This is a genomic window from Desulfovibrio sp. SGI.133 (genome assembly GCF_050313955.1).
Taxonomy (GTDB): domain Bacteria; phylum Desulfobacterota; class Desulfovibrionia; order Desulfovibrionales; family Desulfovibrionaceae; genus Desulfovibrio.
The window spans coordinates 379094-395711 of sequence record NZ_JBNPMK010000002.1 but is presented as its reverse complement, the minus strand read 5'-3'; the positions used below and the strand labels follow the sequence as shown (position 1 = coordinate 395711).

Below are 16618 nucleotides of genomic sequence, written 5' to 3'. Positions count from 1 at the left end.
TGCGAAAAGATCATGGCACAAAAAAGGAGACCTCCCGGCCCTGAGGGCAGGAAGGTCTCCCCGTATCACAGCGTTATGCCGTCAGAAAAAGCCTAGAACAGGCCGGTCACCTGGCCGGATTCCAGATCCACGTCCACATTGCGGAAGGCAGGACGCGAACCCGTACCGGGCATGAGGCTGATGTCGCCGGCCACCGGCACCACCAGGCCCGCACCGCCGTAGAACAGGCAGTCGCGCACATGCAGGCGCCAGCCCGTGGGCGCACCCTTGAGGGCGGGATTGTCGGACAGGGAGTACTGGGTCTTGACCATGCAGATGCCCAGTTCTTCGGCGTCGGGACGGGCCTGCAGTTCCTTGATGCGCTGCTTGGCCAGCGAAGAGAATTCCACGCCGTCGGCGCCGTAGACTTCCTTGGCAATGGTCTCGATGCGCTGTTCGAAGGGCATGGACCAGTCGTACAGGGGAGCGAAGTTGTTGGGCTCGTTGCAGGCGTCCATGACGGCATCGGCCAGTTCAAGGGCACCGTCGCCGCCCTTGAGCCAATGCTCGGACAGGGCCACGCGCGCGCCGGCTTCTTCACAGATGCGGCGGATGGCGGCGATCTCGTTCTTGCTGTCGGTGGCAAAGGCGTTGATACAGACCACGGGCGACACGCCGGAACGGCGCACGATGCCGATGTGACGCAGCAGGTTCACGCAGCCGGCTTCCACCAGGCCCACGTCTTCGCGGGTGTAGGGTTCGGGCAGCGGACGGCCGGGCATGGGCGGCTGGGCGCCGCCGTGGTTCTTGAGGGCGCGCACCGTGGCCACGATGACGGCGGCATCGGGCTTGAGGCCGCTCATGTGACACTTGACGTTCCAGAACTTTTCGTAACCGATCTCGGAACCGAAGCCGGATTCCGTCACATGGATGTCGCTGAGCTTGAGGGCCACGCGGTCGGCGATGATGGAGCTCTGGCCCAGGGCGATGTTGCCGAAGGGACCGGCGTGCACCAGCACGGGCTGGCCTTCGATGGTCTGGATCAGGTTGGGTTTGCTGGCTTCCAACAGCCAGGCCATCATGGCGCCGTCCACTTCCAGGTCGGCGGTGGTCACGGGATTGCCGGCGCGGTCAAAAGCCAGCACCACGCGCGACAGACGCTTGCGCAGGTCGGGCAGGTCGCGGGCCAGGGACATGATGGACATGATCTCCGAGGCGGCCGTGATGTCGAAGCGCGAACGCATCATGAAACCGTCGTTGCGGCGGCCGTCGCCTTCGATGCCGATGATGACGTTGCGCAGGGCCTGACAGCAGAAGTCCATGGCCCAGCCCATGCCCACGCGGGTGGGGTCGATGTTGAGACGGCGCATGCCGGACAGGCGTTCCAGCTTTTCGTCGTCATAGTTGCGCTCGTGCTGCATGCGCGAGGTCAGGGCCACCATGGCCAGGTTGTGGGCCGAGGTGATGGCGTGGATATCGCCGGTGAAATTCAGGGAATACGGGGTCAGCGGGATGCACTGGGCCAGACCGCCGCCCGCAGCGGAGCCCTTCATGCCCATGGTGGGACCGCCCGAAGGCTGGCGGATGGCCGCCGTGGTTTTGACACCACGCTTGGAGAGGCCCTGCACCAGACCGATGGTAGTGGTGGACTTGCCTTCGCCCAGCGGGGTCGGCGTGATGGCGGTCACGTCCACATATTTGCCATTGGGCCTGTCAGCCAGACGGCGCAGCACCGCCTGTTGCTCGATCTTGCCCATGTAGTGGCCGTAAGGCAGCAGCTCGTCCTTCTCAAGCCCCAGCTCGGCAGCCAGGGTTTCCACAGTTTTCATAGATTTTTCGGCATCCTGGGCGATCTGCCAGTCAGGGTGCTTGGTGGGATCAAGAGCCATGGCTTCTCCTTTTTTGTTTGCCTGTTACTTACCCTTTTACAGGGCTTTGGGTCAAGCAAATGCCTGCCTCCGGCTTGCCTTTGCATGCCATCTGCAGCATGCTTTGCGGATGGAAAGATCCCAGCCCTTCCTTTTGCGCTGCACGCACGGCCGGCTGGCCCTGGAACTGCGCCTGCTGCCCGCCGGGCAGGACTGGCAATTGCTGCTGACCGGCGGTGATGCCCATATCGGTGCCGTGATCCTGGCCGAACCCGCAAACGCCATGCCTCCGGACGTCCCGGAAGCCATGTCCGCCCGCACCGCCGGATGCAAGTCACGACCGGGGGCCACGGCCGACACCGCCTCTTCCGGGACGGAAGATGGCGTGCGCCTGCATGTCCTGCGCCGTACAGGGCACCACGACGACAAGGCCGCCCTGCCGCTGGCCCGGGACTATTGCCGTGCGCTGAAGGCCACGGTATGCGTCAGCGCGGGCATCCACTATGACCATATCAGCCGCGAGGAGATCGACACCGTACTGGCCCTGGCCCGCATGCTGGGAGCCTGCGGCCTGCACCGTCTCCGGAGGCTACAGGAGAACGACCATGCTGACAGTGAAAGATCTTGAAGAGTTCGAGAACTACATGCGCTCCGGCGAGCTGGAGACCGATTTCAAGGACGGTTGCGAGAACGACCGCTACTATCTGCTGGAGCTGCTGGAAAAATTCATGGACGTGGCCGAACTGGCCGACGAGACGGCCACCAAGGTCATCTTCCGCGGCCAGATAGGCCTGCTGGCCGGTGCGGGGGCCGCCCCCGAAGGTGAGAAAAAGTAACGGGAAAGATGCTTTTTGAGGGAAGGAGAGCCTTCCTCCCGGTCTCGCGGCTCTTGATGCCCGCAGCCCCCTGTGTCGCAGCAGGCCCGGCCCTTATGGTCCCTTGAGCCCATTGCCGGCATACGAAACGGGCCCCTGCCCCTTCCCCACACGTCATTCCGCAAAGGCCCCGCCTGCCATCAGCAGACGGGGCCTTTGTCATCATCAGGATATGTTTTCGAAAAAACTCCCCTGCCCTACGCCAGCATGCCGGGCAGGGCCAGCACATCATGCATGGCCGCGCAGAGGCGCTCCACGTCCTCGCGGGGACTCACATAGGGCGGCATCACATAGACCAGCCTGTTGAAAGGTCGTATCCAGACGCCCCGCTGCACGAAAAAGTCCTGCATGGCGGCCATGTTCACCGGCCGGGTGGTCTCCACCACGCCGATACTGCCCAGCACACGCACGTCTTCCACCTGCGGCAGTTCCCGGCAGGGAGCCAGGCCTGCTGTCAGGGCCGTTTCCAGCATGGCCACCTGCTCCTGCCAACGCCCTTCAGCCAGGATGTCCAGGCTGGCGCAGGCCACGGCACAAGCCAGGGCATTGCCCATGAACGTGGGCCCGTGCATGAAGACCATGCCGTCCCGGCAGATGCCCTGGGCCACTTCTTCCGTGCAGGCCGTGGCGGCCAGCGTCATGACGCCGCCGGTCAGGGCCTTGCCGCAGCACAGGATATCCGGGCAGACACCGGCCCGCTCCGCGGCGAACAGCGTCCCGGTACGGCCAAAGCCCGTGGCGATCTCGTCGAAGACCAGCAGGGCCCCGTGCTCACGGCACAGGCGGGCCATGCCGCGCAGATAGTCGGGATGATAGAACCACATGCCGCCCGCGCCCTGCACCAGCGGCTCAAGGATGACCGCCGCGATGTGGTCGCCCTGCTCCGCAAAGATGCGGCGGGCATCATCCAGGCTGGCCGGATCGAAAGGCTGATCAAAACGGCAGGAAGGCCGCTCCATGAAGATCTGGCGCGGCAGCATATGCGTGAACAGGCAGTGCATGCCGGTCACGGGATCGCACACCGACATGGCGCCGGTGGTATCGCCGTGATAACCGCCCCGGGGCGTGAGGAAGCAGGTACGCTGCTTCTGGCCGATGCCCTGCTGGTATTGCAGGGCCATCTTCAAGGCCACTTCCACCGAGACGGAACCGGAGTCCGCCAAAAAGACGCGCGCAAGGCCCTGCGGCAGCATGGTCAGCAGGCGTTCGCCCAGCTCCACGGCAGGCGCATGGGTCAAGCCGCCGAACATCACATGCGGCATCCTCCCGGCCTGCCGCTGGGCCGCGGCCACCAGACGCGGATGGTTGTAGCCGTGGATGGCCGTCCACCACGAGGACATGCCGTCCACCAGTTCCCGACCGTCGTCCAGCACGATGCGGTTGTGGTGGCTGCGCGCGGCCGCGAAGACCGGCAAAGGATCCACCACGGACGTGTACGGATGCCAGAGGATGCGCCTGTCCCGCAGCGGCAGAGGTTCTTCCTTGCCCGCTGGTACCTGCTGCCCTGTCAGGGACGATACATGCCGGGACAGCGCGGGCAGCAGCACGGCGCAGGCATCGGCCAGCTCCTGCCAGCCCGCCGCATCCAGCCGGGCCACACGGGGCAGGACGACCACCGGTGCATCCTCGCCCCAGGCCGCCAGACGGCGACGCAAAAATTCAGGATTGTCGGCCAGCACCCGTTCCCGGTCATGCCGCTCCCCGGCGCTCAGGCCTTCCGGCTCCTCCGGAGCCATCAGGACCACCGCCGCCGGGCGCAGCCCCTTCAGGCGCAGGGCCTGCAGGGAAAGCAGTACATGGTTGAGCGCGCCCAGGCAGTTGCTGCCCACCAGCAGGACAGGCAGATCCAGGGCCGCCATGAAGTCCAGCGTGTCTTCTTCCTCATTGATGGGGACAGCCATGCCGCCCGCACCTTCCACCAGCAGCAGGGAGGCCTCCGTCCCCTGCCAGTGGGCCCGGACATCCTCGGCCAGCCCGGACACCGTCAGGCGCTGGCCCTCCTCCCCTGCCGCCAGATGCGGCGAGGCGGGCAAGCAAAAGCAGTGCAGGGTCGCCGCAGGGGCCGGGGGCAAGGGCGGCAGATCGGCCACGGCGCGCGCGTAGGCCACGCCATCGGCCAGAGCGGAGGTCGCCAGTTGCTCCGGCCGCACACCGGTCTGGACAGGTTTGAGGGCCTGGGCCGCCACGCCCCGGCCACGCAGGGCCCGCAGCAAAGCCGCCGTAAACGCGGTCTTGCCCACGTCCGTCCCGGTGCCGGTCACGAAAAATCCCTGTACGGGCCCTCTGTCGCCGGGAATGCCCGCTGTCATCTTTCCAGCACTCATGGACGTGCCACCTCCAGCCCCGCAGCTTCGATCATGCGGATGTCGTCTTCCACGCCCATACCCTGCGTGGTCAGGTAATCACCGGTCATCAGGGCGTCGGCCCCGGCCCGGAACATGTCCCCCTGGCGCTCCCGCAAGGTCTCGGGCCGTCCGCCGCAGATGCGCAGACTGGCCTCGGGCAGGATATGCCGGAACAGGGCGATGATGCGCAGGGCCTCTTCCGGCTCCAACAGAGGCTGCCCTGCCAGCGGCGTCTGCGGGTGGGGATGCAGAAAATTCATGGGCACATGACGCACGCCCAGCTCCCGCAGGCTGAAGGCAAAGTCCATCCTGTCCTCCCAGCTCTCGCCCAGGCCGAACAGGCCACCGGCACAGACCGAAAGACCCGTTGCCTGTGCACGCAGCACCGTATCCCGCCGCTGGTCCCAAAGCTGTGTGGAACAGATGCTGGGATAATAGGCACGTGATGTCTCCAGATTATGATGGTAACGGCGCACTCCGGCCTGCTCCAGTTCCCGCAGATGCTTTTCAGGCAGTCGTCCCAGCGAGGTGCACACCCGACGGCGCACGTCTTCGGGCAGGTCGCGCACCACAGCCAGCAAACAATGCAGTTCCTGCTCTTCCAAAGCGCCCCCGCTGGTCACGATGCCGATACGGCGCACGGGCCAGGCAGCCAGCCGCAGGATGCGTTCACGCAGCTCACCGGCCTCCAGAAAAGGAAAGTGGGCGATGGGCGTGTGGTTATGGCTGCTCTGGGAACAGAAGCGGCAGTCCATGCCGCAATCGCCGCTGCGGGCATTGATGATGGCGCACAGGCTGATGTGCTTGCCGTGATGGCGCTCGCGCAGGATGGCAGCACTGTCCAGCAGGGCTTCCAGCGGCGCATCAAGAAGATGAGCCGCCTCAGCGGGCGTGGCGGGGACGGGAAAAACAGGATGGTTCATGCGATGGATCCTTGGGGGAATGCTTGGGACGAAGGGGACAGACATCGGGTCAATGCCTGTCCGGATGGATGAGGAGCGCGATGCCCCCGGAAGGGCACATGGCCCTGCACCAGGGCAGCATATGCCCTTCCGGTAAAAGAAAAAACCCGCCGGGCGGCGGGTGTTTGTGCTATTGGGCCTTGCGACGCTTTTCCCACAGCTTCATGTCTTTCATTTTGCGGCGACGCTCGCGCTGCAGCGCCTTGCACACCAGAGGCGTATCTTTCTTGAAGCCCCACTTTTCGCGATAGGCCGCGGCATCCATGCCGTGCATGGCCAGATGGCGCTTGGTGAGGATCTTGAAAGTCTTACCGCATTCAAGACACGTTACAGACTTTTCCTTGATGGATTTACGGGCATCCTGCTGCATGTCGGCGGAATCCAGCTCCACAGGCATTTCGCCTTCGGCGACGGTACGGATACCGGCAGCCACTTTCTGGATAAACGAAGTGATCTCTTCTTCCGACATGACGCGCACGCTGGCCTGCGCCCTGGCAATTTCCAGTGCTTCTTTCAAATAATCATCCATAGTGTACCTCATGCGTATGGCCTGCAACAGTGGAATTGCATCCCTCTCGTTGCACCAATTTCAACAACTTTTTACTGGGTACAATAGACGACAGGCTTTCGTCAACAAAGACGAAACGCAAAATCGTATATTTTTCGCCAGGATGGATCAACGCCAGTCCATACGGTCATAGGGAGAGACCGTTCCCCAGAACGTTTCATCCATGTAACGCCACTGCAATGCACCGATGTTGCGCTGCTGCATGATGCCTGCAGCAGGAACGGCAGCGGTCTCGACCACAAAGGCTTCACGGGCGCGCTGTTCAAAGGCAGCGATGTAGTCGGCGCGCCCCAGGGGCAGGGCCGTGATGGAGGTGATGTCCTCGGGCAGAGGCTCGCGGTACTCCAGCACGATCTTGTCGCTGTCGAAGTCGAAGCGGTTGGCAAACATGCGTGCCAGCCAGCGACGGGGCGGCTGGCCGTCCTGCGCAAGGATGCGGGCCCCTTCGGGGTCTTCCAAAGGCAGGAAGGCGTCACGCTTTTCACTGGTGACATAGGTGCAGGCCTGGAAGCCCACACCACCGATGGTCTCCACACCTTCGTTGATGCTGAACGGGTGGCGCATGATGCCGTCCCAGTACCAGCCGTCAGGCACTTCGCCGTGAGCCACGATGGCCAGCGGCGACGCGCCGTCGCCCTTGCCGTAGACCGTGACCCAGCTGTCCACCAAAAGTCCGCCCATGGCGCCGGAACTGGTCAGGCGCGAGGCCCCCATCGTGCTGCCCATCAGGGGCAGGTCACGGGCTTTAAGGGCAAGAGCAGGCTGGGAAGACGAAACATAGGTATCGCCCACCAGTCCGCGCTGCTGCCCGGCAACACAGCCGGCCAGCATGATGACCAGACAAAGGATGCTTGCCATTCTCATGTTCATGATAGCCTCCTCCTGCCGCAAGGGCAGGCAAACCTGCGGGCATGCCCGCAGTCAAAAGCCGCCGGCCATGCCGGCTACAGGCCTTTTTTCTTCAATTTTTCGATGAGGGTCGTCCGCTTGATGCCCAAAAGCTCCGCAGCCTGGTTCTTAACGCCGTCGGTCCGCTGCAGGGCTTCCTCGATGAGGTGCATTTCCACCGCATCCAGGAATTCTTTCAGCCCCATCCCCTGGGCCTCCAGGGTCTGGAGATCCGGCCAGGCAAAGCCGGAGGCCAGGCTGCCGGCAGCCGCAGCGGGCTCCCCGTTCCCGGCACCGGAAAGGACGTCAGCCTCAGGGGCATATTCCTCCACTTCCGGCAACAAGGCAATATCCCCCACGCTCTGGAGCAGACGCGCGGGCAGATCCTCCGGGGCCACGATATGCCCGTCGACCAGCACGCTCAGGCGCTCCATGACGTTTTCCAGTTCGCGGACATTGCCCGGCCAGGCATAGGCGAGAAGGATGCGCTGTACGACAGGCGAAAGCTCCAGCGGAGGCCGTTCTTTCTTGCGGCAGAAGCGGCCCAAAAAATGCCGGGCCAGCAGCAGGACGTCCTGCCCCCGTTCGCGCAGGGGCGGCAGATGGATGGGGATGACGTTGAGGCGGTAATAAAGATCTTCGCGGAAGGTGCCCGCGGCCACGGCGGCTTCCAGATCCCGGTTGGTGGCCGCCACGATGCGCACGTCCACCTTGCGGCAGCCCGTGCCCCCCACGCGTTCTATTTCCTTTTCTTGCAGCACGCGCAGGATCTTGACCTGCAGGCCGGGCTCCATTTCGCCTATCTCGTCCAGGAAGATGGTGCCCCCGTCCGCCAGTTCGAAACGGCCGGGGCGGGAACGCAGGGCGTGCGTGAAGGCTCCCTTTTCATGGCCGAAAAGTTCGCTTTCCAGAAGATCACGGGGGATGGCGCCGCAGTTGACGGGCACGAAGGGTCTGTCAGCCCTGGGGCTGGCAGCATGCAGGGCCCGCACCAGCAATTCCTTGCCTGTTCCCGATTCCCCGGTTACAAGCACAGTGCTGTCCGTGGGCGCCACTTTGCCCAGGATCTTGAACACACCGGCCAGGCTGGCGCTTTGCCCGATGATTCCATTGCTCTTGAGCTCCATGCATATTCTCCACGTTCATGGCCTTTACACTGTCAATACACTGACAGGCCATCAATTTCCAGTAAAAAAACAGGGATGCATCTTCCCTTCCGCACGACCGTCATGAAAGATTCCTCCGCCGCTGCCCGGTCTTACCGTTGCCCCGACCTTCCTTCCGCTCCTGTGGATGCCGTCCGTGCGGAACTTGCCGACGCCCTGGAACAGGGCAATGCCGTCCTGAGCGCCCCTCCCGGCGCCGGGAAAAGCAGCCGCGTGCCCCTGTGGCTGCTGGAGGCTCCCTGGCTGGAGGGCAAGAAGATCCTGCTGCTGGAGCCGCGCCGGGTGGCTGCCCGGGCTCTGGCACGTTACGCCGCCCGCCTGCTGGGCGAGGACGTGGGCCAGACCGTGGGCTACCGCATGCGGCAGGAAAGCGCCGTCTCGGCCCGGACCCGGCTGGAGATCATCACCGAAGGGGTGCTGACCCGCCGCCTCCTGGCCGACCCCGAACTCTCCGGCGTGGGTTGCGTCATTTTCGACGAATTCCACGAGCGCTCCCTGCATGCCGACATGGGGCTGGCCCTCTGTCTGGAGAGCCGGGCCGTACTCCGGCCCGACCTGCGCCTGCTGGTCATGTCCGCCACGCTGGACAGCCATAAGGTGGCCGCCCTGCTGGAGGATGCGCCGGTCATCGCCTGCGAGGGCCGCCAGTTCCCCGTGGAGGAACGCTATCTGCCGCTGCCGCCCGCCGCGGCCCACAGCGGTCCTCAGGCCCTGTGGCCGCACATGGCCGATGTTATCGCGGCCCTCATGCGTCAGGAATCCGGCAGTCTGCTGGCCTTCCTGCCCGGTACGGGCGAGATCCGCCGTGTGGCCGAGCTGCTGGAAGGACGCCTGCCCACCGATACCCGCCTCTACCCTCTTTACGGGATGCTGAGTCCGCAGGAACAGGATGCGGCCATCGCCCCGGCGGCTGCGGGCGAACGCAAGGTCGTCCTGGCCACGGCCATCGCCGAGACCTCCCTGACCATCGAAGGTATCCGTCTGGTGGTGGATGCGGGCCTTTCCCGCGAGAGCCGTTTCGATCCGGCCAGCGGTCTTTCCCGCCTGGAGACCGTGCGCGTCTCGCTGGCCGGGGCCCGGCAGCGGGCCGGTCGCGCCGGACGTCTGGAGCCCGGCATCTGCTGCCGCCTGTGGCAGCAGGCCGAAGAGCACGGCTTCCGCCCCCAGCAGCGGCCGGAGATCCTGGATGCGGACCTTGCGCCGTTCTGCCTGCAACTGGCCGTCTGGGGGGCACGCAGGCCCGAGGACCTGTCCTGGCTGGACCTGCCTCCCAAGGCCCATCTGGCCGTGGCCCGGGAACAGCTGGCCGGGCTGGGAGCCATCGAGCCCGGCACGGAAGAACTGCTGCCCACGCCCCTGGGCCGGCAGCTGGTAAAACTGCCCCTGCCGCCCCGGCTGGCCTGCCTGCTGCTGCGCGCCCGGGAGCACGGATACGGCGCCCTGGCCGCCTGTGTGGCTTCCCTGCTGGATGAGCGCGATCCCCTGCCGCTGGCGGACGCATCGCTGGCGCTGCGCCTGGACCGCTTCTGCGCGCCCGGCGACGGCCATGGCTCCTTCCGCCGCCTGCGTCAGTGGGCGGAACGTATGGCACGACTGGCGGACATCCCTACCGGCAACGGCTCCGATGCCTCCGGGGCTTCCCTGCTGCGCACGGCACGGCAGCAGCTGCCCCATCTGGGCGAGGTCGTGGCCCTGGCTTATCCCGAGCGGGTGGCCCTGCGCAGCGGCGAGAACAACGGCATGGCCCAGTACCTCATGCGCAACGGCAAGGCTGCCGTCCTGCCCCTGACGGACAGTCTGGCCCGGCAGAACATGCTGGCCGTGGCCGCCGTGGATGCAGGCACGCGCGGCCGCATCCGTCTGGCCGCAGCACTGGAGCAGGACGTGCTGGAACAACTTTTCCGGTCAGAGATCACCGAAAGCGAAGACCTGAACGTCAGCCCGGAAGGCCAGGTCAATGCCCGCCGCCGTCGCCGTCTGGGGGCCCTGCTGCTGGATGATGCCCCGCTGCCCCGTCCCGATGGCGACGCCTGCGCCCTGGCCCTGTGCGCCTTCATCCGCGACCAAGGGTTGCGTGTCCTGCCCTGGGACGAACCCGCGCGCCAATGGCTGGCCCGTGTGCGCCTGCTGCACCAGACATGGGGCGAGCCCTGGCCCGACCTCTCCGATACCTGGCTGCTGGACGAGCTGGAAAACTGGCTGGCGCCCCATCTGGGCACCTGCACCGACCTGCGCCAGCTCTCCGCCGCCCGGCTGGCTGATGCCCTGCGCTGTCTTCTGCCCTATCCTCTGCCGCGGCGTCTCGAACAGCTAGCCCCCGCACAATGGCAGGCCCCTTCCGGCAGATCACATCCCATCGTGTATGATGCCGAAGGCGGGCCCTTCGTGGCCGCCAAGCTGCAGGAATTCTTCGGCTGCGAGGATACGCCCCATATCGCCGACGGGCGCGTGCCGCTGACCCTGCATCTGCTCTCGCCCGCCGGGCGCCCCCTGCAAATCACGCGTGACCTTAGCCACTTCTGGCGCAACGGCTACCCGCAGGTGCGTGCCGAGATGCGCGGCCGCTATCCGCGCCATCCCTGGCCCGATGACCCGCTGGCCGCCCAGGCCACAGCCCGCACCAACCGCCAACTGGCCCGCGGCAAATAGGTCGTTTTTTGGGGAGGGGGAACCCCTTTGGCCAGCGCACAAAGGGGTTCCCCCTCCCCAAGCCCCACCCCTTCCCCAAACGCGCGTTGTTCAGGAAGATGGAGGCTGCGGATAAGCAACGGTCTCCCTTCGCTCACAGTCCCCCGGCACACCACAACAATGACGGCAAAAAAGCTTGGGGCCGCAAGCCGCCTACGCTGCAAAAAGCGGTTGGTCGTATGGCCTCGAACACGCCTCTGCGCGTCCGGCAAAATATCTACTTGAAAACGCGTCCTGCCCCACTGCCGGAAAAAATGAAGGCTCCGCCAAGAGTACGGCAAAATATAAAGAGCCCAGCTCATCGCCCTTCCCGGGCAACTTCCAGCTTTCCACCCGGCCACACTCCGGCTACACCGCCTCTGACGAAAGCATCCTTTCCAGCAACCTCCCCGCGTCCCTCTCCCCCATACATCGGGGGACCGGCAGCAAAGGCTGCCCGCCGCATCACGCGTCACTGTCAAAAGACCATACGAGCGGTTTTTGGGGGATGGGGGAGTTTGAGGGGGAAGGGCCCTTTTTTCCGCCAGAAAAAGGGCCCTTCCCCCTCAAATCCATCTCTCCACTCCCCCGACTCACCACAGTGAGCGTACGAAATCGCGTATGCGTTCTTCGCTGTAATAGTCCCTGCCGGGCTGGGCAAAGCCCACATGCCCGCCGTGCGGGGCCACTTCCAGATGCAGGGTCCCGCTTTTGGCCGCCATATCCACGGGATAGCAGGAAGGCGAGCAGAAGGGATCGTCCTTGGCCATCAGCATATAGAGCGGTGTCTGGATGGACGGCAGCCAGGGCAGCGAGCTGTTCTCGCGCCAGTACTCCTGGGCGCTGGCATAGCCATAGAGGGGCGCGGTGAAGCGGCCGTCGAATTCCGCAAAGGTACGGAACTTCTCGATGCCCTCCACCGGAGGGTAGTTGGGGAACCGGGCCGCTTTTTCACGAACCTTGGGACACATGGTCCGCAGGAAATAGCGCAAATAGATGCGGCAGCCGGGCCCGTCCATGACTTTGGCCGCGCCCACCAGATCGCAGGGCACGGAGACGACCGCCGCCGCACGCACCAGCGGCGAGACCTGCTCCCTGGCCAGATACATGCAGGTCTGGTTGCCGCCCATGCTGAACCCGGCCAGCAGGATGGGCAGATCCCACTGCTCGGCGTAACGCACCACCGTGGCCAGATCCATCGTCACGCCCATATGGTACAGGCGGTCGGTCCGGTTGGGCTCACCGGAGCAGCCGCGCATGTTCCAGGCCAGCACCCGGAAACCTTCTTCCAGCAGCACGCGCGCCAGGCCCAGGATATACCGGCGGCGGCTGTGCCCTTCCAGACCGTGCGACAGGATGGCCACCCCGCGTTCCGGCAGGCCCGGCGGGGGCGTGTAGACATCCACATCCAGAAAATCCCCGTCCGGCGTATCCAGGCGTACCCTTCGGCAGCGGGCGGCCTGTGCCGCATCGGGAAAGTCCAGACGGCGGCATTTGGCGGACCAGATGGTGTTGACATGGGCATTGCGCAGCCAGAGCGGCGCGCGGTAGCGGCTGGGCAGTATTGGCATGACGGCAGGCCTCGTGTAAGAACGGTGGGATGCAAGCAAACTTTCATCCTAGACCTGTCAGAAAGGCCCTGTCAAACGCCGCTCCCCGGAAAACGGACGTCCTCATCCTGGGGGCAGGCGCGGCGGGCCTTATGTGCGCCCGCGAAGCCTCGGCCCACGGCCTGGACGTGGCCCTGCTGGAACGTGCCCCCTCCCCCGGCCGCAAGCTGTGCATCAGCGGCGGCGGCAAGGCCAACTTCACCAACCGTCGTCTGGCGGCCCATCACTATGCCTGCGCCGATCCTTCCTTCTGCGAGCCCGCACTGGATGCCTTCACCCCGCAGGATATGGAGCGCCTGGTGCACGGCTGGGGCCTGCCCGTGGAAGAACGCGCCCACGGCCAGCTGTTCCTGACTGTCCCGGCCAAACGTTTGCTGGACGCCCTGGTGCAGGATTGCCGCCGTCTGGGCTGTGCCCTCCACTGCCAAACCGATGTGCATGACGTGGTGGCCCTGCCCGATGGCGCGGGCTTCGAGGTCGGCACCTCGCAGGGCCTCTGGCGCTGCCGCCGTCTGGTGCTGGCCCTGGGCAGTCCCGCCTGGCCGCAGTGCGGAGCCACGGGCAGCGGGTTCCGGCTGGCCCAGGCACTGGGGCACCGCCTTGTGGAGCATGCTCCGGCGCTGGCCCCCTTCCGCATGGCACCCGGCTGGCTGGACGACAATCTGGCGGGCATCAGCCTGCCGGTGCGCATCGGTCTGCCGCAGGCCGGGCTTTCCCCTTCGCTGGCTGCGGATCCTGTCTGGCAGGACGACCTGCTTTTCACCCACGACGGCATCAGCGGCCCGGCCAGCCTCAAGGCTTCCCTGTTCTGGCGGCCGGGACAGGAAGTTGCCCTGGACTTTTTGCCCGGCAGTGATCTGGCCGCCCTGCTGGACGGCCCCGGCCAGGGCAAGCAAACCCCGCGCGGACTGCTGCGCCGCCTGCTGCCCCAGCGTCTGGTGGACGCCCTGCTGCCGCCGGAGACTGCGGGCCGCAAGATAGCCGAACTTTCCCGCGCCGCCCGGCAGCAGATCTGTGCCCGCATCCATGATTTCCGCACCGTCCCCGCCGGTCTGGCCGGGCTGAAAAAAGCCGAGGCCTGCCGCGGCGGTGTGGACACCCGGCAAGTGGACCCCTACAGCCTGCAAAGCACGGTGCGGGAAAACCTCTGGATCGTGGGCGAGCTGCTGGATGTCACCGGCCTGCTGGGCGGCTACAACCTGCACTGGGCCTGGGCCAGCGGCATGGCCGCCGGACGGGCCCTGGCCTTGTTCACGGGCAAATAGACATCTTTCATTTTTATGATGGGGAAGGGGCGCTTCGGAAAAAGTGCCCCTTTCTCTACGCTCCATGCCGTAAAATCTTTCTTTGGGGCGGGATACGGCTCTTCGCCACTGACGCCCGGTGCTGATGGCATGACAGCATCTTGCCGCATCCGGCCGGATCAGCCGACATCGCCAAAAACAGGCAACTAATTGCAAAGATCGTTTCTTTCTTCCTTCGCGTGCTCTGCCTATACAGGGATCACAGCCAGATGCTGACGGAGGTACGTCATGAATACGATCACGAGAGAAAACCAGCTTGCCCGCCGCCGCTTCCTTGCCGGTGGCCTGGCCGTCGGAGCGGCCGCCCTTCTGTCCTCCTCCCTGCACGGCATGGCCCATGCCGCGACACTTCCCTCCCCATCCGCCACGGAAAACAGGCAGCAGCCCCGCTCCCTGCCGCAACGCCGTCTCGGCTCCTTGCAGGTCTCTGCCATCGGCCTCGGCTGTTTGCCCATGGTAGGCTACTATGGCGGCACCTATGCCAAAAAGGACATGATCGCCCTGATCCGGCGGGCATACGACAGCGGCGTGACCTTTTTCGATACGGCCGAGGTCTACGGCCCCTACACCAGTGAGGAATGGGTCGGCGAAGCCCTGGCCCCGGTACGCGACAAGGTCGTCATCGCCACCAAATTCGGCTTCGGCGTCGAAGAAGGCCGGCCCACGGCCCTCAACAGTCGTCCCGACCATATCAGGCGGGCCGTGGAAGGTTCCCTGCGGCGCCTGCGCACCGACCACATCGACCTGCTCTACCAGCATCGGGTGGACCCCAAGGTCCCCATGGAAGACGTGGCCGGAACGGTGAAAGACCTCATCCGGGAAGGCAAGGTCCTCCACTTCGGTCTGTCCGAGGCCAGCGCGGCCTCCATCCGGCGGGCCCATGCCGTCCAGCCCGTCAGCGCCGTGCAGAGCGAATACTCCCTTTTGTGGCGCGAACCGGAGACCAAGATCTTCCCCACCCTGCGGGAACTGGGCATCGGCCTTGTCCCTTACTGCCCTCTGGGACGGGGCTTCCTGACCGGTGCCATCGACGAGAACAGCCGCTTCACCACAGGGCGCCTGTCCACCCTGCCGCAGTTCACCCCGGAAGCCCTGAAGCACAACATGCCCCTGCCTCGTCTGATCCGCACCTGGGCCGAGCGCAAGCAATGCACCATGTCCCAGTTCGCCATCGCCTGGCTCCTGGCCCAGGCCCCCTGGATCGCTCCCATCCCCGGCACGACCAATCCGGCCCATCTCGACGACTTCCTCGGCGGTGCCGCCGTGAGCCTGACGCCTGAAGAGCTGGAAGAATTCGAACGGGAATACGGCGGGATCACCCTCATGGGACACCGCGCGGACGCCTTTACGGAAAGCCAGATCGACAAGTAAGGCGGGGGGAGATTCCCGTTGCGGCGGACCTGCACGGCAGACAGGGAGGAGCAATAAGCAAGGAAGGACACGGCGCAGGCAGGGCTTACTCAGCCAGCGCGAATCATGGCCACCGTGCGGGACGTCTTCTGCCGCACGGGCCGCTGTCATCCTGGCCCCCAAACTGTCCACCAACTGGTACCGCCAGCAGCATGTTCTTTCCCGCTCCTGCCGTACGGCTTCCGCCACCGCTGAGCCCATAACGCAAAAAAAGCCCCCGCATCAGGCAGGGGCTCTTTTTTATCGCATGTGTCGGGCAGACGGTTAGCCGCCCAGATAGGCTTCGCGCACGCTGGCGTCGGCCAGCAGATTGGCGGCCGTGTCCTCCATGGCCACGTTGCCCACTTCCAGCACATAGCCGCGCGAGGCCAGCTTGAGGGCCGCACGGGCGTTCTGCTCCACCAGGAGCACGGTGACGCCCTTCTGGTTGATGGCGCGCACGGTCTCGAAAATGGAACGCACCAAAAGCGGCGCCAGACCCAGCGAGGGTTCGTCCAGCAGAAGCAGGCGCGGCTCGGCCATGAGGGCACGCCCGATGGCCAACATCTGCTGCTCGCCGCCAGAAAGCGTGCCCGCCAGCTGCTGCTTGCGCTCGAACAGACGCGGGAACAACTCGAAGATCCACTCCAGGGTCCGCTCGCTGCGCTCCTTGTCGCGGATGCAGAAGGCCCCCAGGCGCAGGTTCTCCAGCACGCTCATGGTGCCGAAAACCCGACGGCCTTCGGGCGACTGGGCGATGCCCAGGTTCACCACTTCGTGGCTGGGGTATTTGAGCAGGGGCTTGCCGTCAAAGATGATCTCCCCTTCGCAGGGCCGCACCAGACCGCTGATGGACAGCAGGGTCGTGCTCTTGCCCGCGCCGTTGGCGCCCAGGATGGTCACGATCTCCCCTTCGTCCACGTGCAGGTCGATACCGTGCAGCACTTCCACGCTGCCGTAACGGACATGTATGTTGGATAGCGTCAGCAGTGCCATA

At 65.1% G+C, this 16618-nt stretch carries 13 protein-coding genes; 5 read left to right on the top strand and 8 right to left on the bottom strand.

The genetic code is table 11. From position 1 onward, the window contains the following. Positions 1–92 precede the first annotated feature (92 nt). A complete protein-coding gene (locus ACQRBR_RS04510) occupies positions 93–1868 on the bottom strand; it encodes a formate--tetrahydrofolate ligase (RefSeq protein WP_006004036.1) in 1776 nt (591 codons plus the stop codon). 109 nt (positions 1869–1977) lie between these two features. Between ACQRBR_RS04510 and ACQRBR_RS04505 the strand changes: the two genes are divergently transcribed. Together ACQRBR_RS04505 and ACQRBR_RS04500 are read left to right on the top strand one after the other, a co-directional pair. Further along, entirely contained in the window at positions 1978–2475 is a 498-nt protein-coding gene (locus tag ACQRBR_RS04505) for a hypothetical protein (protein ID WP_427812400.1), read from the top strand. Then, complete coding sequence (locus ACQRBR_RS04500; RefSeq protein ID WP_168934582.1) at positions 2453–2683, top strand: hypothetical protein; 231 nt, start codon at positions 2453–2455, stop codon at positions 2681–2683. Before ACQRBR_RS04505 ends, ACQRBR_RS04500 begins: the two co-directional genes overlap by 23 nt. Positions 2684–2919: 236 nt before the next feature. Here ACQRBR_RS04500 and bioA read toward each other — a convergent pair whose 3' ends face one another. The 5 genes from bioA to ACQRBR_RS04475 all read right to left on the bottom strand — a co-directional run bounded on the left by bioA (position 2920) and on the right by ACQRBR_RS04475 (position 8612). Further along, positions 2920–5046, bottom strand: a complete 2127-nt coding sequence (bioA, locus tag ACQRBR_RS04495) for an adenosylmethionine--8-amino-7-oxononanoate transaminase (RefSeq protein ID WP_427812399.1) — start codon at positions 5044–5046, stop codon at positions 2920–2922. Beyond that, complete coding sequence (bioB, locus tag ACQRBR_RS04490) at positions 5043–5990, bottom strand: biotin synthase BioB (RefSeq protein ID WP_303880850.1); 948 nt, start codon at positions 5988–5990, stop codon at positions 5043–5045. The genes bioA and bioB overlap by 4 nt, the downstream gene beginning before the upstream one ends. Positions 5991–6159: 169 nt before the next feature. Beyond that, positions 6160–6558 (bottom strand): MucR family transcriptional regulator, encoded by a 399-nt coding sequence (locus ACQRBR_RS04485; protein WP_040368935.1) that lies wholly within the window; start codon positions 6556–6558, stop codon positions 6160–6162. 147 nt (positions 6559–6705) lie between these two features. Continuing rightward, entirely contained in the window at positions 6706–7467 is a 762-nt protein-coding gene (locus ACQRBR_RS04480) for a DUF4851 domain-containing protein (protein WP_427812398.1), read from the bottom strand. Positions 7468–7541: 74 nt separating this feature from the next. Next, complete coding sequence (locus ACQRBR_RS04475; RefSeq protein WP_303880853.1) at positions 7542–8612, bottom strand: sigma-54 interaction domain-containing protein; 1071 nt, start codon at positions 8610–8612, stop codon at positions 7542–7544. 102 nt (positions 8613–8714) lie between these two features. Between ACQRBR_RS04475 and hrpB the strand changes: the two genes are divergently transcribed. After that, positions 8715–11300, top strand: coding sequence for an ATP-dependent helicase HrpB (gene hrpB / locus ACQRBR_RS04470; protein WP_427812397.1), 2586 nt, complete (start codon positions 8715–8717; stop codon positions 11298–11300). Between the two features lie 611 nt (positions 11301–11911). Here hrpB and ACQRBR_RS04465 read toward each other — a convergent pair. After that, positions 11912–12889: a YheT family hydrolase gene (locus tag ACQRBR_RS04465; protein WP_427812395.1), complete on the bottom strand. Its 978-nt coding sequence runs from the start codon at positions 12887–12889 to the stop codon at positions 11912–11914. A 29-nt stretch (positions 12890–12918) separates the two neighbouring features. Here ACQRBR_RS04465 and ACQRBR_RS04460 point away from each other — a divergent pair, with 29 nt between their 5' ends. Next, positions 12919–14193, top strand: a complete 1275-nt coding sequence (locus ACQRBR_RS04460) for an NAD(P)/FAD-dependent oxidoreductase (protein ID WP_427812394.1) — start codon at positions 12919–12921, stop codon at positions 14191–14193. A 267-nt stretch (positions 14194–14460) separates the two neighbouring features. Continuing rightward, positions 14461–15603, top strand: coding sequence for an aldo/keto reductase (locus ACQRBR_RS04455; protein ID WP_427812393.1), 1143 nt, complete (start codon positions 14461–14463; stop codon positions 15601–15603). Between the two features lie 303 nt (positions 15604–15906). On the opposite strand, the gene ACQRBR_RS04450 is transcribed toward ACQRBR_RS04455, so the two are convergent. Then, positions 15907–16617: an ABC transporter ATP-binding protein gene (locus ACQRBR_RS04450; protein ID WP_168934590.1), complete on the bottom strand. Its 711-nt coding sequence runs from the start codon at positions 16615–16617 to the stop codon at positions 15907–15909. Position 16618 lies beyond the last annotated feature (1 nt).